Here is a 19,758-nt window from a genome sequence, read left to right on the forward strand (position 1 = left end):
ATAGATGTTTAATACTATACCACCGATTACCCGAAACATAATTATTCTGAATATTGTGGTTTTTATTGCAGCACTCGTTATGCCACAGCTAAACGATTACCTTTCTGCATACTTTCCGCTATTGCCACAGTTCAAGTCGTGGCAGATCATCACACACATGTTTATGCACGGAAGTTTTATGCATATACTTTTTAATATGCTTACATTGTTTAGTTTCGGGCCAATTCTGGAGCAATCTCTGGGAGATAAAAAATATTTAATTCTATATTTTCTGAGTGGCCTGGGAGCTTTTGCATTATATACTCTGTGGAATTTTTTACAGTATCAAAGTGCTTTTTCTGAATTAAACGATTTAGGATTTAATATACAAGGCTATATTGCAGATCCTGAAAGCTTTGCAAACACCAAAGTTTCATTACAGGTTCAGGAATTGGTTAGTCAAAAAATAAACCCTGTGTTATTTGGAAGAATGGTTGGAGCTTCGGGAGCCATTTTCGGTGTTATTGCAGCGTTTGCAACTTTATATCCAGACTCAAAAATAGGAATTATGTTTATCCCGATTCCTGTAAAAGTTAAATATGTTTTGCCCGTTATTATCATTGGCTCAATAGTATTGGAAGTTACAGGCAATACAGGTGGCATTGCACATTTAGCTCACGTTGGAGGTGCCATCGTAGGTTTTATTTTAGCAAAAATCTGGAAGAAGCACCTCTACCGTTTCAATTAAAATGTTATGAAAATTGTAAGGATTGCTCTTCTCATAGCTCATCTTGGAGTTCTCTGTCTGTTATTTGGCGTTTTGCTGAATGCTTATGTTCCACCGAAGATTTTTTCTTGGTTTAATATTTTGTCGCTGGCATTTCCTGTATTAATCTCTGTTTACTGTTTACTGACTGTAACATGGATTTTTATGTGGAAAAAAAGGGCTTTTGTTTTTATGTTTTTGGGATTGTTTTTCTTTTCTGCAACACAGCGCTGGGTCAATTTTAGTTCTCAAAAAGAAACAGGCGATTTAAAAATCATCACATTTAATACAAAAGGCGGAAAATTTGGTAAAAACGAAATCGAAAATTACATCAACGGAAAAGGTGCAGATATCGTTTTGCTGCAGGAAGACGGCAATCTTGATTATCAGTTTACAGGGTTAAAAAAAGCAAAGGAAAGACCTTTGAGTTCTCTTTATTCAAAATACGAGATTGTGGGGTACAAAGAGATTTTTGAAGGAATGTACAGCGAAGATTTTAATGCATTTGCCGATTATACAGATCTTAAAATTAATAATAAAACGGTTAGACTTGTTAATGTTTATCTTCAGCCATTTAAATTCGACAAAAGCATGGTTAAGCTTAAAGGAAACAGCGCTGAAGACGAAACGAAAGTGAAAAATATCGTAAAAAAACTCATCCCTACTTTCAAAATGCATCAGGATCAGATTGACATGATCAGAAAATATGTAGACAATTCTCCCTACCCCGTAATTATGACCGGAGATTTTAATGCAGTACCCAATTCCTATGAATATTATCATTTAGGCAAAAATCTGCAGGATGCCTTTGTAAAAGTGGGAAAAGGAAGTGCTACGAGTTTTCATGATTATAAATATCCGCTGCGTTTAGACTATATTTTTTCGTCAGAATCTATTCTTCCTGTTTCTTATGAAGTAGATCATTCAGTGAAAATTTCAGATCACTATCCTGTTTCGGCCACCTTAAAATTTTCAAACTAAACTGAAATTATGGCAAATAAATTGCTTCTCAAAAAAGAATCTCTATGAAAAATTTTATCTTTGGAATTGCTTGCCTCATCACTGTCGGATTATCCTGCAGCAAAAAACCCGACACCTCTGCGGTGGCTGCGGTTGATGAAAGCAGAGCAACTTACGACACCACTGCCATAGATTCTTTTTCTCCGGGAGCAACTTCAGTAGATGTGGTGAGACAGATCAGAATGTCTTCACAACGCTATCAGGACTCTCTGAAAGCAGTGGTTAAACTTCAGGAGCAGGAGAAAAAAATTGCTGACGAACTGGAAAAAGAAAATAAAAAGAAAGCGGAAGAAGAAAAGAAAAAATCTTCCGAAACTAAAGATGACAAACCCAAAACTGAGTAATAACTTGTAAATATTTTTATATGAAAAAGAATATCATCATTGCAGCAGCATTTTTAGGTTTAATGACTGCCTGCGAAAAATCAACATCGAAAACAGAAACCATTGAAAATCCTGATGGCTCTAAAACAACAATTACTACTACTGAAACGACTTCAGGAATTGTGGACAGTTCGGATGTCAACAAAACCAGAAATGACATCAACAATAAGATTGATAAAGCAACCAGCGAAATCGACACCAAAGCTGACGCAGCAAAACAGAAAATTGATGCAACCGCAGAAAAAACAAAAAAGGATCTGAACGAAGCAGGCAAAGACATCAAGGAAGCAGCTGCAAAAGGTGCCGGAAAAATTGAGGAAAGTGCAAAAAAACTGAAAGAAGATTTGAATAAATAATTAATCAAACAATAAAAATGAGAAACCGCAGAAATGATTCCTGCGGTTTTTTTTATTTATTTAATTCTAAAAGCACATCTATATATTCACGGTCATTGCTCAGTCGCGGAACTTTGTTTTGTCCACCCAGTTTGCCTTTGGACTCCAGCCAAAGGTAGAATAAATTGGGTTTTGCGATGTGAACCAAAGGTCTTTTCAAAGTAATGTTATTGTACCTTTTAGCCTCATAATCAGAATTAACTGATTTTAAGTGCTGATCAAAAGAATCTACAAATGCATCCAGATTTTCAGGTGGTTTGGTAAATTCAAAAATCCATTCGTGGGCACCACTTTCGTTTTCTTTCATAAAAACCGGAGCGCCTGTAAATTCTGCAATGCTTGACTGTGTACATTCACAAGCCTTTGCCAAGGCGGCATCCACATTATTAATCATCAGTTCTTCCCCGAACGCATTGATATAATGTTTGGTTCTTCCCGTAATTTTTATTCTGAAAGGATCTGTGGATGTGAAAACTACCGTATCGCCAATCAGATAACGCCACAAACCGCCGTTGGTGGTAATGACCATTGCGTAGTTTTTGCCCTTTTCAACCTCTTCCAGACACACTACCTTCGGGTTAGAAAGATGAAACTGATCCATCGGGATGAACTCATAGAAAATTCCGTAATCGAGCATCAGAAGCATCTCGTCGCTGTCTGATCTGTCCTGAATTCCGAAAAAGCCTTCTGACGCGTTGTAAATTTCGTAGTAATTTATTTTTTTACCGATGATTCCCTGATACTGTTCACGGTAAGGCTTAAAACTGATTCCGCCATGAAAAAAAACTTCAAGATTAGGCCAAAGCTGAGAAATACTTCCCGCGTCAGTTTCCTTTAAAACCCTTTGCAGAAGCACCATCATCCAACTTGGGACTCCAAGAATACTTCCGACATCTTCATTTTTAACTTGCGAAACAATTGCCTGAAGTTTAGATTCCCATTCAGACATCAGAGAAACTTTTTTATTGGGAATGGTGGTAATTTCTACCCAAAAAGGTAGATTATCAATGATAATAGCAGAAAGATCTCCAAATTTTGTATTGAAGTCAGCGTAGAGTTCGGAACTTCCGCCAAGACGTAGATTTTTATTGGTGAAAAGCTGGTTTTCCGGATGATTGTTGGCGTAGATAGAAACCATGTCTTTTCCGGCTTTCATGTGGCAGTATTCAAGACTTTCTGCGGAGATTGGGATAAATTTACTTTTCGCATTCGTCGTTCCGGAAGATTTCGCAAAATGCTTGATGTAACCGGGCCAGCTGACGTCTTTCTGCCCCTGCCTTGCCTTTTCGATGTAAGGTTCAAAATCTTCATAACAAACTACAGGGACTTTATTTTTAAAATCCTGATAGCTTGAAATGGAGTTGAAGCCATGCTTTTTCCCGTACTCGGTGTCTTCCGCATGAAAGAGCTGCGAAAAGAGAATCCCTTTCTGGGTTTCTATCGGATGATCGATGAAATGCTGTATCTGGTCTATCCTCTGCTTGATAAACCAATTGACCACCGTATTGAAAAGTGCCTTTGTTGCCATTACAACAAATATAACAATTCTTGGATAGGCAGGAAATTTTTGGGTATAAAAAAACCGCTGCACAAAAAGTACAGCAGGATAATTTTTTTATTAAACTATAATATTACTCTTTCGTTAGAGTTATATCTGTCGGTATTACAAAACTATAATTTTTACCACTTGAGAGTCTCTCTTCAGAGTCTGTAACTTTCCAATGAGCTGTTACAGGATTACTCCCGGAATTAATTGTTAAGCTTATAAAACCTCTTAAGGGAAAAAATTCTGAATTTGCTGGCTCTGTTTTGATATCATACAAGTGTCCTGCTAATTTATTTGGTTCAACAGCATCTGCAAATACTACAGTTGGCCATTGTGTAGAAGATACTCCCATATTAATTTCTGAGGTATATATTATTGATTGATTAGACGTGCCATAATCTTGCACCATTTTGTAATGCCCATAAATATTATCCGCGTAATAATTTACATTTAAATCCTCATAATCTTTAAACTCACTCATAGCTTCTTTCCAAAGCGTAACAATAAATGTCTTATTACCATTCGTATATTTCCACGTACCTACAAAAGAATCAAAGTAATGATTAATATCCTTATAATATTTTGGATTCGCAGGTGGAAAATCAAATGAAGTGTTGTCAGTATATAGATTTTTATATTCTGTAATCTGTTGTGCAAAAATTGTATTTGCCAAAAAAAGCAGGAAGATAAATAATTTTGTTTTCATTTTAATTACAATTTTGAGAATTAACTATTCCATTTGATTTTAATGTAATTTTAGAATAAGATGTAAAATCACTATTACTCTCAAACAAAGATACACCTGATGAAAGACCTGTATCTTTTAAAAATTTTAAAAAATTTACTTTGTCATTTAGTGGATTACTTGTTTCAGAAAGTAAGCCTGAAGGTTTTTTATAGTATTTGGTAAATACTTTTTCTATTTTTTTGAATCTTTCTACATCAACAGTTTGCCCAATATTATTTGGATTTTGATAGTAGAAAAAATTCTGGAAAACGGCAGGATTTTCAATTGTCATTGCATATTTTGTACCATCTGCCGTAATTACGTAAAAAATAAAATTAGCAACGTCAATATGATTTTTTATTAGAAGCTGATTTATTTTAGCTAAATCATCCCAAGTAAAAACAGAGTATGTTCCATTCCCCGTTATACCATTAGCATCATGTGTATGTACGATAACTACATATTTCTGCAGTGGATTATCACTAATGTCAATTGTCCCAGCCGCTCCTACAGGAAAATTTTGAATAGGGTTTGTCGTTGAAGAAGTCGCTGCAGCATCAATAAAAAATCCATTCTCTTGATTTTGAGAAGTTGTTCCTGAAATTGTAACAAGAGCAGGTTTTAACTTTGTAAATTTAGTATTAGTATTTTTAATTTTATCACACGGGTCTGCTACAGACCCAAAACCTCCTCCCGGATTATACGGTCCTGTAGAAATTGGCGAAGAACCCGGCCCCACTCCGCCACCAGGAGAAGCACCGCCACCCCCACAGTCAGTAGGCAGCATAACATATTGTATAATATAAAAACCCTCATCAGCAGGTGTACAATCCATATGTCCGGGAGTACCGCAGAGACAGCCGGCTTCACCTGTCTGATGTATCTCACTACTACAGATTCCTGGAACATATACATATTCTTGAAATGGAACTTTCGGACAATACAAAGCTCTTTCTACTGACGAATTATCCCGTAACAGACCGAGATATTCTAATTTTACATGATTGGCTACATCTTCTTTTGCAATTTGAGACTGATGATTTACGATGATACTGTCATACCTTATCATATATGCATCAAAAATACCGTTATCCTGTTCGTTTAGAACATAATTTTCCAGATACGAGGATCTTTCTTCTTTCTCTAAATAAAAAGTATATGTTTTCTTTCCGTTATCCTGCTCAGAAATATATACATATTCTGCATCAATTGAAAAGTCATTGATAACGAATGTTTTCGAATGTTCAGTATCCTTACTATTCTTTAGACTTTTAAACTTTAGTTTTTCAAAGACATTAGGAGCTTCATTTTTAAATTCTGCGTAACGAAGCTGTCTTATAAGATTTTGAGTTGTATTTTTACTGTATTCCTGCTCACTTTGAAGGAGCTCACTTGTGCAGGAAAAAAGAACAAATAAAAATACGGATAAAGATCCCAACCAACGGATTTGGCGACCTGACTTTAATAATTTCTGTTTCAATATATAAAATAAATTTGTTTCAAAATTTGTTTCACAAAAATAAGATATTTACAGTTTTATACAACACTTTGTGAATTTTTATTCAAATTAAACCAAATAATTTCAGAAATAATTACGGTAAACCTCATTTACTTAAATAAAAACAAAAAAACCGCTGCACAAAAAGTACAGCGGTCTTGAGATTATTAAAAATATTACTAACAATACTCGTCGTAAGCAGCCTGAAGATTGGCAGCGATGGCTCCCGCAGGATTTCCTTCGATGTGGTGTCTTTCAAGCATGTGTACCAATTCTCCGTCTTTGAAAAGCGCTACACAAGGTGAGCTTGGAGGGAATGGTGCCAAATGTTTTCTGGCTTCAGCTACAGCATCAACGTCATAACCAGCGAAAACAGTTGTTAAATGATCCGGTTTTTTATCTCCTGTAACAGAATAAACAACTCCCGGTCTTGCAGCACCAGCCGCACATCCACAAACAGAATTGATTACCAAAAGTGTTGTTCCTGATTGCTTCAAAGCAGTTTCCACCGCTTCAGGTGTATCTAAATTTTCGAAGCCTTTATCTGTAAGCTCTGCCTTCATCGGCATTACTAAATCTGTTGGATACATATTTTAATTCATTTTTAAATTCGACACAAATTTACAACAATTATATTTTTTAATTGATTTATAAAAACTATTTGAAACTTTAAGAAAAGCAATATTGGGAAATGAATAATAAAATTTGTTTATTCATAAATTTTTGTTAAATTTGAATTGATTCTAAAACCGATTTTACATGAAAGAAAATTGATTCTTGAGGATTATTTATTCACGTAAACTATATTTCAAATAATAAACTTCCCTCTAACTATTACATTTGAAGTTTTAGTTTCAAACAAAATGAAGCCCGAAAATAAATTCTCGGGCTTCTTTAATCAAATCGATATGCAAAGGTTGAATATCCAAAAAATATAACTGATGATCTATAATTGATGAATGATATCAAACATCAATTATCATTGATCAATTGTGTTTACGAAAGCAGCTTCTTCGCCATTTCGGAAATGCTTTTTCCGTCAGATTTTCCTGCGAGGTTTTTTGATGCTGTTCCCATTACTTTTCCTAAATCTTTCATAGATTCGGCACCGGTTTCGGCAATGATGGCTTTTATTTCAGCTTCCAGTTCTTCGGCAGATAACTGTTTTGGTAAATACTGCTCGATTACTTTCATCTGAGCTTCTTCTACTTCTGCCAAATCGTTTCTTCCCTGAGCCATGAACTGGTCATAAGAATCCTTACGCTGCTTCACCATTCTCTGAAGAATAGCGATTTCCTGCTCAGGAGAAACTTCGGCACCCAAAGCCTCGGTTTTTAATAATAATATCTGTGATTTTACAGCTCTCAAAGAATCCAAAGCTACTCTGTCTTTGGCTCTCATGGCTGTTTTTATCGCTTCGCTGATGGTAAGTTCTAAACTCATAGTTTATGCTTTTGGCTATTAGCATCTGGCTATTGGCTTAATTAATATGACGTTTTTAAGCCATTCGCCAGAAGCCAAATGCTAACCGCAATTAATCTACATCTTTATTTAAAAATCTGTTTTCTCTAATCTGGACGGAGCCGTCGTTGCTTTCAGATATAAAACTGTGGATGTTATGTTCTGATGCGTTGGCACCGTCGATAGAAATATTTTTTCTTTTGAAAGCCGGAATTGTTTCGAAATCATCCTGTTTGTCAAAACTCTGATAACGGGAGTTGAATTCTTTCAGTTTGTTTCTTCTTTCCAACACTTTTTCCTGATCGGCAGGTTTATTGACAAAAGAAAATTCAGATTCTGTCTGTCTTGTTGTTTCTGTTTCAACTCTCTTTTCAAACACTGGCTGCTGTTCAGTTTTAGGCTGTTCAGTAGTCTGGTAGAAAGTTTCCACAGTGTGTGTAGTTTCTTCTACTCTTTTTTCAATCACTGCCGAAGTTTCCACTTCATTTTTTGGCTGTCCGAAGTCATATTTCGGTTCAGAAACAGGCTCGTTTACAGTAAAATTAAATTCTACAGGCTTCTCCTGAGAAAAACTGTTGCTGAAATTGTTCTGTTTCGGTTCTTCTTTTTTGTTTTCAAAATCAAATGAGAAAGACTGAATTTCCAAATCGTTTGAATCTTCTTCGAAAGTGAACAGATTTACGCTTTCATCACGTGAAGGTTCTTCGTTTTTCCAGCTATGCGTGAAGCCCTCTGCTGTATCTTCCTCTCTGTCAGAGAATTTGATTGCAGTTTCTACTTCTTCCTCCTCAATAATCATTTTTTTTTCAGAAGACAACAATTTGAATTGCGGTAAATCCTGCTCTTCATCATCTAATCTGAAAAGATTTTTTCCACCGAAATCGTAACCCTGCTCAGGTGTTGTCTCTCTCTCTTCCTTTGTTTTGAAAGGAGATGCTTTCGGAGTTTCCAAAGTATCATTCAAACCGATTCTGATTTTCTCAGTAGGTCCTGAAAACTTTTGGTTGTCGTTTGAAAAACCAGTAGCAATCACCAATACGCTTACTGCATCACCCAATTCCTCATCTGCACCCACACCGAAGATGATGTCTGCCGTGTGACCAGCTTCCTTCTGGATATAATCCATGATAATTCCGATTTCGTCCATTGTAGCTTCTTCCACGCCGCTTCTGATCAACAACAACACGTTTCTTGCGCCCGTAATTTTGTTGTCGTTCAACAATGGGGAATCCAATGCTTTTTTCACAGCTTCCTCGGCTTTGTTTTCGCCTGAAGCCATACCTGTAGACATCAATGCTGTACCGGAATTCTGAAGTACAGATTTAGCATCTCTAAAGTCAATGTTTACGTCAAAGTAACCTGTAATCACCTCTGCCATCCCTTTCGCAGCGTTGGTTAACACTTCATCGGCTTTTGAGAAACCCTGTTTGAAACCTAAATTTCCAAACTGCTGTCTTAATTTATCGTTGTTGATTACGATTAATGAATCAACATTATTTCTTAATTTTTCAAGACCTAATTCAGCCTGATCCAGTCTTCTTTTACCTTCAAAGCTGAAAGGCACGGTAACAATTCCTACAGTAAGGATTCCCATGTCTTTTGCCACTTTTGCAATGACAGGAGCAGCACCGGTACCTGTACCACCGCCCATTCCGGCAGTGATAAAGACCATTTTGGTATTCTGTCCCATCGCAGCTTTGATGTCTTCAATGCTTTCGATTGCAGATTTTTCTCCTACTTCAGGATCTGCACCGGCACCAAGACCTTCTGTAATTGTGGTTCCCAACTGAACTTTGTTGGCAACAGGATTATTATCCAAAGTCTGGGCATCTGTATTGCAAATCACGAAATCTACCCCGTGAATTCCTTTTTCGTACATGTGCTTCAGGGCATTGTTACCGCCGCCACCTACACCGATTACTTTTATGATTGACGAATTTCCTTTTGGTAAATCAAATGAAAATCCCTGTGTTCCTATATTTTCCATATCTATATTTTTAACAATTGATTTTTGACTAATGATCCCGGATACATCATTTATCGCCGATCATTCATCATTTATATTTTTTTTACTCTACTTCCTCGAAGAATTTTTTAACCTTTTCCATCAGCGACTGTCCGAAAGTTGGCTTAGCCTGTCTTTTTTCAGATGGCTGTTCTATTTCGGATGGTGGCAAATATGTTGGCTGCTCTGCCTGTACCGGAGCAATATTTGCTTCGTTATCAGCGGCTGCAACCGTATCGTTCTGCACTTTTGCTTTCGGTTCTTCAACAATAATTTCCTCTTCAGGAAGATTGGATTTTTTGTCCCTGATCTTTAAACTTTCCATCAGCAAACCGATTGAGGTCGCAAATTCCGGTCCCTTAAGATACTGATTTTTATCGTTTGCCACATATTCATTTGCAAAACCAATTCTGCTGTCAAAACCTGTGGTGTAATTGGCGAGCTGACGAAGGTGTTTCAGGTTTGATCCACCACCCGTAAGTACAATTCCTGCGATTAACTTTTTCTTCTGATCGAAAGCTCCGTAAGCCTTTAGTTCTGTATTGACAAGATCGAGAATTTCTTCCACTCTGGCATTGATGATCTGTGCTAAAGTTTTAAGAGAAATTTCTTTATCAGGTCTTCCGTGAAGTCCTGGAATTGTTACATACGTGCTGTCTTTTTCAAGCTCAGGCACTGCAGAACCGAATTTTACTTTCAGTTGCTCGGCATGTTTTTCAATAATTGAACATCCTTCCTTGATGTCTTCGGTGATAATTCCACCACCGTAAGGAATCACGCAGGTATGACGGATAATGCTGTCTTTGAAGATTGCAATATCTGTAGTACCACCACCGATGTCAACAATGGCGACACCCGCTTCTTTTTCTTCCTTCGTTAAAACTGCCTCCGAAGATGCCAAAGGCTCCAAAGTAAGCGCTTCCATCTCAAGGCCTGCCTCACGAACGCATCTTGCGATATTTCTGATGCTTCCCATCTGCCCAACGACAACGTGGAACTTGGCTTCAAGACGACTTCCATGCATGCCGATCGGCTCCTGAATTTCTCCTTCAGAATCCACTTTGTACTCCTGAGGAAGTACGTGGATAATTTCTTCTCCCGGAAGCATGACTAGCTTTTTCACCTGATCTTTTAATGCTTCAATATCATCATCTGTGATGAATTTATCCGGATGTTCACGCATAATATAATCTGAATGCTGAAGCGAACGGATGTGTTTACCCGCAATCCCCACCGTTACTTTACGGATAGGCACTCCCGCGCTTGACTGTGCCTCTGCCACAGCTGCTTTGATTGAATTAATGGTTTGTGAAATGTTATTCACAATACCTTTGTGTACTCCAAGACTTTTGGCCTTCCCCACACCGAGAATTTCTATTTTCCCGTGGGCATTCCTTCTTCCGACAATGGCGACAATTTTAGTCGTCCCGATGTCAAGACCTACTGAATACTCTTGATTTTCCATTGTGTTATATCGATTTGATTTTATTCCTTAATTTATTTAATAGGATTTCATCCTATCTTTTGTTATGCCGTCCCTTTGGGACTTTTTTATTCTATTTTTACCTTTGCTTTTGTTTTCGGCTTTGCTGCCGTTTTCTTCTCCAGAGCTTTCTTTTTCTCCTTTGTTTTTACAGCTGATTTGGGCTTCACCGATTCTTTAGGTTTTGCTGAAGCTGCTTTTTTCTCTGCCGGTTTTGCTTTTACTTCCTCCTTTTTTGCCGGAGTTGCTGCAACGGGAGTTTTAGCTAAATCTTTATGGCCTGCTTTCAGAATACTGTCGTTTTCTTTAAAATAGGGATTCAGCGTTGTCACAATCTGATTATCATATTTCACAGAAACCATACTGTATTTCTGGGAATCCTGAAATATCAGAAACTTTTCCACAAATGTTTTGAAACCTTTTACTTTAAAATCTATATGATCCAGATCTCCGATTTCCACTTTATAATTTCCTTCACTGGTCAACAGGTAATAACTGTCTTTATGTTTTGAAATTCCTATAAAATACTTTTTACTGAAATCGTCTTTATCAATTTTGCTCACCAGTTCCGCCACTTTTTCATATTCGTCTTTCTTCACATTTCCAGTCACCAACATGCATGAATGCGAATAGGTTTTCGAAATTGGAAATTCAGTTCCTTTTTCATCAACATAGAAATCTCTCCCGTTGTAATTTAGGCGGAACACCGGAACTCTCTGTTTGATATCCAGATGCAGCTTTCCGTTTAAATTTAAATAAACATTGGCACTGTCAACCGCCGGAAGTGCATTGATTTTCTTTTCCAGCTCCGGAATATTTAAATCTCCCACTTTGCCGGAAGGATTTTCCTTGATGACGATTTGCTTGATATCTTTTTCGTCAATAAAGTAAACCGGCGTTTTCTCATTCATTTTTACAGAAATTTTCTCATCCGTAATCTTCTGACCACTGAATTTCTTTAACGAGAAACTCAGCAGGAAACCAAGAATGATCACTGTGATGGCAATTTTTAAAATTCTGTATTTGTTTTTCATAATCCCCTAAATCCCCAAAGGGGACTTTCATACTGTTTTATCTTAATTTTTACTTAACCACTCACAAATCGGGTCGTACAGCGTATCTATATTTCCCGCACCGACAGTGAGTAAAATGTCAAACTCCTTTTCTTTTATTTTATTAAATGCTTCAGATAAATTTGAAATTTCCTTTTTATCTAAAGTCACTTTTTCCAATAGCCAGTCTGAAGTAATGCCTTCAAAATTCTCCTGAAGCTCTCTCGCCGGATAGATATCGAGCAAAATCAACTCCTCAGAATTGCTTAAACTTTCAGCAAATCCGTCAGCAAAATCTCTTGTTCTGCTGAATAAATGGGGCTGAAATACCACCAATAATTTTTTATCCGGATAAAATGTTTTAATTGAACCCACAACCGCATTAATTTCTGTCGGATGATGCGCGTAATCGTCAATGTAAATTTTTCCGCCCGGATAAATATGTTTCGTATATCTTCTTTTGATGCCTTTAAAATTGGCTATAGCTTTCTTTAAAGTTTCAAAATCAACTCCTAAATTGTGCAGAATGGCAATCGCAACCGTCGCATTTTCTACATTGTGAATTCCCGGAACATCCCAAACGAACTCTTCGACAAGCTCAGAGTGACAATCGTTTGCTGGTACATGAAAATCGAAATAGATTTTATCATAATCCATGCGGAGATTATCTGAGTAATAATCGGCTTCCTCGTTGACGGCGTAGGTTTTGTGTGCTCTTCCTATATCAATTCCTTTTCTTACAAAAAGCTGTTTGTCTTCCGGAACCAATGCTGCAAACTGTCTGAAACCTTCTTCGATTGTATTTTTATCTCCGTAAATATCCAAATGATCGGCATCCGTGGAAGTAATCACCGCCCAATCCGGAGAAAGGTTGAGGAAACTTCTGTCATATTCGTCGGCTTCCACCACAGAAAATTCCGTTCCGTTAAACAGGAAATTTGATTTAAAATTCTCAGAAATTCCACCTAAGAAACATGAGAAAGGCAAATCTGCTTCTTTACACAAATGCGAAACCAAAGTAGATGTTGTTGTCTTTCCGTGGGTTCCTGCAACAGCGATGCAGTTTGTGTTTTCGGTAATTAAGCCTAAAACTTTTGCTCTCTTTTTTACTTTAAAATCATTTTCATTAAAATAATCCAGTATCCCCAGTTTTTTGATTGCCGGAGTGTAGATGACCAAAGTATTTTCTTTCTGAAGTGACGAGATTTTACCGTCAATAACATCTTCAAAAACAATATCGATTCCTTCGCTCATCAACATTTGAGTCAGTTTTGTATTGGTTTTATCGTAGCCCAAAACATTCTTGCCCGAAGCATGGAAGTAGCGCGCCAAAGCACTCATCCCAATACCTCCGATTCCGACGAAGTAAAAATTCTGATATATTTCTAAATTGTTCATTTTTAATTTAATCTTGTTTTGCTATCTAAGCAATCTTATAATTTTGATGCATTAACTAAATTTAGTTAGTACATGAAATCTTTTTTTTCAACAACCCTTCGACAAGCTCAGGGAATTCCCAATTATCATTTATTATAGCTTCTTTCTTTTTTCTGCTCCACCCTTTCACTTGCTTTTCAAATTCTATAGCTTGATTAATATCATTAAACTCATAGTAGAAAACCAATTCTACAAGTCTTCTTTTATAAGTGTAGCTTTCTGGCTTGTTCCCATCATTATGTTCATTTATTCTTCGCTCTAAATCATTTGTAACTCCTGTGTAATAAGAGTTATCGGAACATTTGACAATATAAACGTAGTATAACAACATAATTTTATCCTTATTCAACAACCCTTCGACAAGCTCAGGGTGACATCTCTAATAATGGATGCCTTTAAATTTCCGCTGTCAGGCTGAGCTTGTCGAAGCCTTAAAAATCTCATCCACAATTTCTTTTGCCGCATTGGGTTTGGCAAAATATTTCAGATTGTCTGACATTTCTTTTCGTACATTTTCGTTTTCGCAGATTTCTGATAATGTGTTCCAGAATTTTTCCTCCATTTCTGAATCTTTTACAATTCTTGCTGCATTTTTCTCAACTAAATTCATCGCATTTTTGGTCTGATGATCTTCTGCGGCAGTTGGTAACGGAACCAAAATCACGGGCTTTTTTGCCATCGCCAATTCTGAAATCGCTATTGCTCCCGCTCTGGAAACGATCACATCGGCTGCAGAATAGGCAGTTGCCATATCGGAAATAAACTCCTTGATTTGGATGGAAGCCGGAGGCTGGATGCTGGAAGTTATCTCCGCAAAGTCCAATTTCCCAGTTTGCCAAATCAACTGATGGCCTTTTTCTTTCAGGTTTTCTAAATTATCTTTCCAGCCGTTGTTTAAAGTTCGTGAACCTTGCGAACCACCTACTGAAAGAATCGTTAATTTATTTTTGTCTAAACCTAATTTTTCTTTTGCAGTTTCAGAGTCGGTTAAGTCTGAAATTACATTTTGGCGAACCGGATTTCCAAGGAAGAATGTTTTAGTTCCATGAAAAAATTTCTCCATATCCGGATAGGCTGTAAAAATTGCTTTCGCTTTTTTACTGTTGGCAGTGTTAGTCTTTCCAGGAAAAGAATTCTGCTCCTGGATGAAAGTGGGAATCCCCATTTTCGCAGCCATGAATAAGGCTGGACCGCTCGCAAAACCACCTGTTCCTACCGCAAAATCAGGTTTGAATTCTTTAATTATTTTTTTTGCTTTAATCAAACTTGAAATAAGCTTGAAAGGCAATCCTATATTTTTAAGCAGATTTCCTCTGTCGAAACCGGCAATGTTTAAACCCTGTATTTTGTAGCCAGCCTGCGGAACTTTTTCCATTTCCATTTTTCCGTTGGCACCGATGAACAAAAATTCTGCATCAGGAAATCTTCTTTTGATTTCATCTGCAATAGCGATAGCCGGGAAGATATGTCCTCCTGTACCGCCGCCACTCATAAGAATGCGAAAATCCCCCTTTCCCCCAAAGGGGCGAGCGATGTTAGATTCTATGTTCATTTTTGCTTCCACAATATTTTTTATCTTTTAAAAAGTCTCCTTTGGGGATTTAAGGGATTAAGCTATATCGTTAATTTCTGCTACACTTTGTTTTTTGCCAATACCTTCTTCATCATAAACCTGTATTCTTGAGCTTACACTCAAAACCAGCCCCAACTGGATGTAAGTCACCAACATTGAAGTTCCTCCGTAACTGATCAGCGGCAATGGCTGTCCAGTAACAGGTATTAAATTGACGGCAACTGCAATATTCACAGCCAACTGCACAAAAATCATCACTCCAATGCTCAACACCAGCAACGATCCGAAAAACGCAGGCATTTTACTGGCAATCATTACAATTCTCACGATCATAATCATGTACAGAATAATCAGAAATGCTGAACCGAAAAGTCCGTATTCTTCAACGATAATGGCAAATATAAAATCGGAAGCAGACTGTGGAAGCATTTGTTTTAAAGCACTTTTCCCTGGTCCCATTCCGGTAACGCCACCGTGAACGATGGCAGCTTTCGCCTGCATGACTTGATAATTTTTAGCCTTTACGCTTTCATCATCTACATCAGCAGTTTTGGCTTTGCTTGAGGTAAATGTTTCAATACGGCTCATCCATGTGTGAACACGGTTTCCACCGATCATATTTGTATTTAAAGCAACCAGTAAAAACAAAATAATTGCAATAACTGAAGTTGAAATAAATCCTGCGATGTACTTCCAATGGAGCTGTCCGATAACCAGAACGATTACTGAAACCATTAATATCATCAATGCTGTAGAACCGTTGTCTTTTGCAACCAGCAAAAACACCAGTAAAATGGGTCCGAAAATAAAGCCTATATTTTCTCCAACCGTTCTTTCTCTAACTATTTTTTTGGTTAAATATCTGCAGAGATAAATAATCAGCATTAAAAATGCAAATGACGATGGCTGAAATGAAAACGGCGTACCCGGAATTTTTAACCATCGTGAAGCACTCGCTCCGTCAATCGTTTGACCTGTAAACATCGTTAATACAAGCAATCCACACATGATAATCAGCAATCCCATGCTTATTTTGCCAATGTGTTCGTATTTTACCATTCCGACCATTCTCATCAGTCCAAATCCTAAAATCACAAAAAACATGTGTTTTACAACGTGGCTGGTTGTCGTACCGTTGTTTACGATGTATTCCAGATTAGAACTTGCAGAATAAACCGGAAATATCGAAAAAATGGAAATCAAAATGATGACCATCCAAAGAACTTTGTCGCCCTTCAGAAATTCAAATTTTTGCTCTGTAATCTGTTCGTTCATATTGTTTGTACTGATGTAGAACGTATAAAGTACAATGTACTTTGTACACCTGACATTTTACATTTTATTTTAATACCTGCTCTTTAAACTGATGACCTCTGTCTTCATAATTATTGAAGAGGTCAAAACTTGCGCAGCATGGTGAGAGTAAAACCGTATCTCCTGATTTCCCGAGAGACTTTGAAACTTTCACGGCTTCTTCCATGCTTGATGTGCTGTAAATCAGCTCTTTTTTGTCTTTGAAGAAGTCGATAACTTTTTGATTATCAAGCCCTAAGCAGACAATTGCTTTCACTTTTCTTTTAACTAAGTCTTCAACTTCTGTGTAATCATTTCCTTTATCTACGCCACCGACAATCCATATTGTGGGGTTTTTCATGCTTTCCAAAGCGTAATAAGCGGCGTTAACGTTGGTTGCCTTACTGTCGTTAATGAATTTTACACCATTAATCTCTGTAACCAATTCCAGTCTGTGCTCAACTGCCTGAAAAGTCATCAGTGAATTTCTGATACTTTCATTGTTGATTTCTAGTATTTTACCGGCAATTGAGGCCGCTAAACTGTTGGCAACATTATGATTTCCCAATAAAGACAATTCATCAATTTTCATGGTGAACTGGTCTTTCAGATTAACTTCAATATTTTCTCCGTTAATAAAACCACCTTCAGAAAGCTTCTCTTTCGTAGAAAACGGGATCATTTTAGCCTTAATCTCAAATTTTTCGAGAATATTTTTACTCATTTCGTCATCTTTATTGTAGATGAAAAAATTGTCGTTCTCCTGATTTTCAGCAATTCTGAATTTCGCCAAAGCATATTCTTCATAGTTGTAATTGTACTGATCGAGGTGATCTTTAGACAAATTCAACAGCAGAGAAATATAAGGTCTGAAATTCTGAATATCATCCAGCTGGAAAGAGCTTACTTCCAAAACATAATATTCGTGGTTTTCGTCGGCCACCTGTTTTGCAAAACTGTAGCCTATATTTCCGCCTAATCCTACATTTAATCCGTCGTTTTTAAGAATATGATAAATAAGAGACGTTGTTGTCGTTTTACCGTTGCTTCCAGTGATGGCAATGATCTTCGCATCTGTAAATTCCGCGGCAAATTCTATTTCCGAAGACAGTCTGATGCCTTTGTCATGAATTTTAGTGATCATCTCAGCCTTCTTGGGAATCCCCGGACTTTTTACAATCCAGTCTGCATTTAAAATTCTTTCCTCATCGTGATTTTCCTCTTCAAATTCAATCTCATTTTCAGTCAGAAAATGTTTGTAGTTATCCTTAATGGCACCTTTGTCTGAAAGAAACACTTCCAAACCTCTCTTTTTAGCCAGATAAGCAGCACCACAACCGCTTTCGCCACCTCCTAAAACAACTATTTTCATAATTAATTTTTTGTAAAATGTACAATGTAAGCCGCACAATGTATTTCAAACTGTTATACATTCATACTTTTTACTTTATACAAAATTCTACCTCATCTTCAATGTAATGAGACAAACTATCGCCATCATAACTCCTATGATAATCATCCTGTTAACGATTTTACTTTCGTGGAAACCGTCTTTCTGATAATGATGATGCAGAGGAGACATTTTAAACAATCTGTTATTCTGGGCATATTCCAACCCGAATTTTCTTTTTCTGTATTTGAAAACAACCACCTGAAGCATTACAGATATGTTTTCGATTAAAAAGATTCCGCATAAAACGGGAATCATTAATTCTTTTCTTAAAATAATCGCCAAAACGGCAATTACACCGCCGAGCATTAAACTTCCCGTGTCTCCCATGAAAACTTGAGCGGGATAGGTATTGTACCAGAAAAACCCGATCACCGCACCTACCATGGCGACGGCAAAAATGGTGGTTTCACCCATATTCGGGAGAAACATAATATTGAGATAATCTGCAAAAATGATGTTACCTGAAACGTAAGCGAAAAATGCCAGCGCCAGTAAAATAATCGTACTCGTTCCGGCCGCGAGACCATCAATTCCATCGGTGATATTGGCACCGTTTGAGACTGCTGTTACAATGAAAATTACAATCGGGATGAAGACAATCCATGCCCATTCATGAGCTTCGGCATCATCCATCCAAAACAATATTCCACTGTAGTCAAACTCATTATTTTTGGTGAACGGAACTGTAGATACGGTAATTTTTTCAGTTGGAGAAAAATTCTGTTCCACATTATTTCTGTTCACTACTTTAGCATCAGCGTACTTTCTTTTAACCGTAATATCGGGATGAAAATACATGGTAACTCCAACGATTAGCCCTAAACCAACCTGCCCAACGATCTTAAATTTTCCGCTGAGACCGTCTTTGTTTTTCTTTACTTTCTTTAAATAATCATCAATAAAACCAATTGCACCCATCCAGACTACCGAAACAATCAGCAGAACGATATACACATTGGTAATTCTGGTAAACAGTAAAACAGGTATCAGGGTTGCAATGATGATGATCAAACCACCCATGGTTGGTGTTCCTTCTTTCTGTTTTTGTCCGTCTAATCCCAAATCACGAACCAACTCGCCCATCTGTTTTCCTCTCAGGTAATTGATGATATTTTTACCGTAAATAAGAGCAATCAACAAAGACAGCAACACCGCCATTCCTGCACGGAAAGAGATGTACTTCATCATTCCCATTCCTGGAATGTGGATGCCTTGGCTCGTAAGATATTCGTATAGATAGTATAGCATTTTTTTATAATTGATGATTGATAAATGATGATTGATATTTAAAACTAATCTTCAAGTTTATTCCTTAATTGTTTTTTGTAAGCTGATGTTACTTTTAAAATCTCTAAAGATTCTTTCATTATTTCATCTATTTTTTCTTTTGGCAACATATTAACCTCTTCAATAACTTCCAGCCAAAATACAGTTTCATCTGCTTCTTCGACAACAATGCAAATTTTTGCATATTTTTCCTTATCTGATCTCCCTCTGCACATTGCTCTATAGTTGGCTGCTGTAGAACTCGCTGAACGAAAAATCTGTTTTCTAATAACTGATATTTTATCTGAATATGGCAGTTCTGATAAATCATTGATAATTTTAATAGCCAAAGATTTTGTTCTTTTGCTAAAAATCTGATTATAATTATTCTCCATCGATCATCAATTATCAATAATCATTT

At 37.0% G+C, this 19,758-nt stretch carries 19 protein-coding genes; 4 read left to right on the forward strand and 15 right to left on the reverse strand.

Annotation, left to right across the window (positions count from 1 at the left end; translation table 11 throughout):
- The first annotated feature begins 4 nt into the window (after positions 1 to 4).
- The 4 genes from NG809_RS09295 to NG809_RS09310 are packed head-to-tail and all read left to right on the forward strand — an operon-like array spanning position 5 to position 2,504.
- Entirely contained in the window at positions 5 to 727 is a 723-nt protein-coding gene (locus NG809_RS09295) for a rhomboid family intramembrane serine protease (RefSeq protein ID WP_262150012.1), read from the forward strand.
- Positions 728 to 733: 6 nt separating this feature from the next.
- Positions 734 to 1,726, forward strand: coding sequence for an endonuclease/exonuclease/phosphatase family protein (locus NG809_RS09300; RefSeq protein WP_262150013.1), 993 nt, complete (start codon positions 734 to 736; stop codon positions 1,724 to 1,726).
- Between the two features lie 44 nt (positions 1,727 to 1,770).
- Positions 1,771 to 2,109 (forward strand): hypothetical protein, encoded by a 339-nt coding sequence (locus NG809_RS09305; RefSeq protein WP_262150015.1) that lies wholly within the window; start codon positions 1,771 to 1,773, stop codon positions 2,107 to 2,109.
- A 20-nt stretch (positions 2,110 to 2,129) separates the two neighbouring features.
- Positions 2,130 to 2,504 carry a hypothetical protein gene (locus NG809_RS09310; protein ID WP_262150017.1) on the forward strand — a complete coding sequence of 125 codons (375 nt, stop codon included), beginning with the start codon at positions 2,130 to 2,132 and terminating at the stop codon, positions 2,502 to 2,504.
- Between the two features lie 52 nt (positions 2,505 to 2,556).
- Here the strand turns inward: NG809_RS09310 and NG809_RS09315 are convergent, their stop codons facing one another.
- The 15 genes from NG809_RS09315 to NG809_RS09385 form a co-directional block, all read right to left on the reverse strand.
- Complete coding sequence (locus tag NG809_RS09315) at positions 2,557 to 4,071, reverse strand: GH3 auxin-responsive promoter family protein (RefSeq protein WP_262150018.1); 1,515 nt, start codon at positions 4,069 to 4,071, stop codon at positions 2,557 to 2,559.
- Between the two features lie 103 nt (positions 4,072 to 4,174).
- The gene (locus NG809_RS09320) at positions 4,175 to 4,795 is read right to left on the reverse strand and encodes a DUF6705 family protein (protein ID WP_262150020.1); all 621 of its coding nucleotides are present in this window, start codon (positions 4,793 to 4,795) and stop codon (positions 4,175 to 4,177) included.
- A 1-nt stretch (position 4,796) separates the two neighbouring features.
- Positions 4,797 to 6,296: a hypothetical protein gene (locus tag NG809_RS09325; RefSeq protein ID WP_262150022.1), complete on the reverse strand. Its 1,500-nt coding sequence runs from the start codon at positions 6,294 to 6,296 to the stop codon at positions 4,797 to 4,799.
- Between the two features lie 197 nt (positions 6,297 to 6,493).
- Complete coding sequence (locus NG809_RS09330; RefSeq protein ID WP_262150023.1) at positions 6,494 to 6,904, reverse strand: BrxA/BrxB family bacilliredoxin; 411 nt, start codon at positions 6,902 to 6,904, stop codon at positions 6,494 to 6,496.
- Between the two features lie 406 nt (positions 6,905 to 7,310).
- Positions 7,311 to 7,757, reverse strand: a complete 447-nt coding sequence (locus tag NG809_RS09335) for a GatB/YqeY domain-containing protein (protein WP_262150025.1) — start codon at positions 7,755 to 7,757, stop codon at positions 7,311 to 7,313.
- Positions 7,758 to 7,848: 91 nt separating this feature from the next.
- Positions 7,849 to 9,762 carry a cell division protein FtsZ gene (ftsZ, locus tag NG809_RS09340; protein WP_262150027.1) on the reverse strand — a complete coding sequence of 638 codons (1,914 nt, stop codon included), beginning with the start codon at positions 9,760 to 9,762 and terminating at the stop codon, positions 7,849 to 7,851.
- An 82-nt stretch (positions 9,763 to 9,844) separates the two neighbouring features.
- On the reverse strand, positions 9,845 to 11,245 hold the full coding sequence (gene ftsA / locus NG809_RS09345; RefSeq protein WP_262150029.1) for a cell division protein FtsA: 1,401 nt from the start codon (positions 11,243 to 11,245) through the stop codon (positions 9,845 to 9,847).
- 86 nt (positions 11,246 to 11,331) lie between these two features.
- Positions 11,332 to 12,297: a cell division protein FtsQ/DivIB gene (locus NG809_RS09350; RefSeq protein WP_262150030.1), complete on the reverse strand. Its 966-nt coding sequence runs from the start codon at positions 12,295 to 12,297 to the stop codon at positions 11,332 to 11,334.
- A 42-nt stretch (positions 12,298 to 12,339) separates the two neighbouring features.
- The gene (murC, locus tag NG809_RS09355; RefSeq protein ID WP_262150032.1) at positions 12,340 to 13,713 is read right to left on the reverse strand and encodes a UDP-N-acetylmuramate--L-alanine ligase; all 1,374 of its coding nucleotides are present in this window, start codon (positions 13,711 to 13,713) and stop codon (positions 12,340 to 12,342) included.
- Between the two features lie 61 nt (positions 13,714 to 13,774).
- Positions 13,775 to 14,083, reverse strand: coding sequence for a GIY-YIG nuclease family protein (locus NG809_RS09360; protein WP_262150034.1), 309 nt, complete (start codon positions 14,081 to 14,083; stop codon positions 13,775 to 13,777).
- A gap of 78 nt (positions 14,084 to 14,161) precedes the next feature.
- Entirely contained in the window at positions 14,162 to 15,304 is a 1,143-nt protein-coding gene (gene murG / locus NG809_RS09365; RefSeq protein WP_262150036.1) for an undecaprenyldiphospho-muramoylpentapeptide beta-N-acetylglucosaminyltransferase, read from the reverse strand.
- 57 nt (positions 15,305 to 15,361) lie between these two features.
- Positions 15,362 to 16,600 (reverse strand): FtsW/RodA/SpoVE family cell cycle protein, encoded by a 1,239-nt coding sequence (locus NG809_RS09370; protein WP_262150038.1) that lies wholly within the window; start codon positions 16,598 to 16,600, stop codon positions 15,362 to 15,364.
- A 64-nt stretch (positions 16,601 to 16,664) separates the two neighbouring features.
- Complete coding sequence (murD, locus tag NG809_RS09375; protein ID WP_262150040.1) at positions 16,665 to 17,990, reverse strand: UDP-N-acetylmuramoyl-L-alanine--D-glutamate ligase; 1,326 nt, start codon at positions 17,988 to 17,990, stop codon at positions 16,665 to 16,667.
- Positions 17,991 to 18,077: 87 nt separating this feature from the next.
- On the reverse strand, positions 18,078 to 19,319 hold the full coding sequence (gene mraY, locus NG809_RS09380; protein WP_262150042.1) for a phospho-N-acetylmuramoyl-pentapeptide-transferase: 1,242 nt from the start codon (positions 19,317 to 19,319) through the stop codon (positions 18,078 to 18,080).
- Positions 19,320 to 19,363: 44 nt separating this feature from the next.
- On the reverse strand, positions 19,364 to 19,732 hold the full coding sequence (locus NG809_RS09385; RefSeq protein WP_262150045.1) for a four helix bundle protein: 369 nt from the start codon (positions 19,730 to 19,732) through the stop codon (positions 19,364 to 19,366).
- Positions 19,733 to 19,758: the final 26 nt, after the last annotated feature.

It is taken from the genome of Chryseobacterium foetidum, from assembly GCF_025457425.1.
Taxonomy (GTDB): domain Bacteria; phylum Bacteroidota; class Bacteroidia; order Flavobacteriales; family Weeksellaceae; genus Chryseobacterium; species Chryseobacterium foetidum.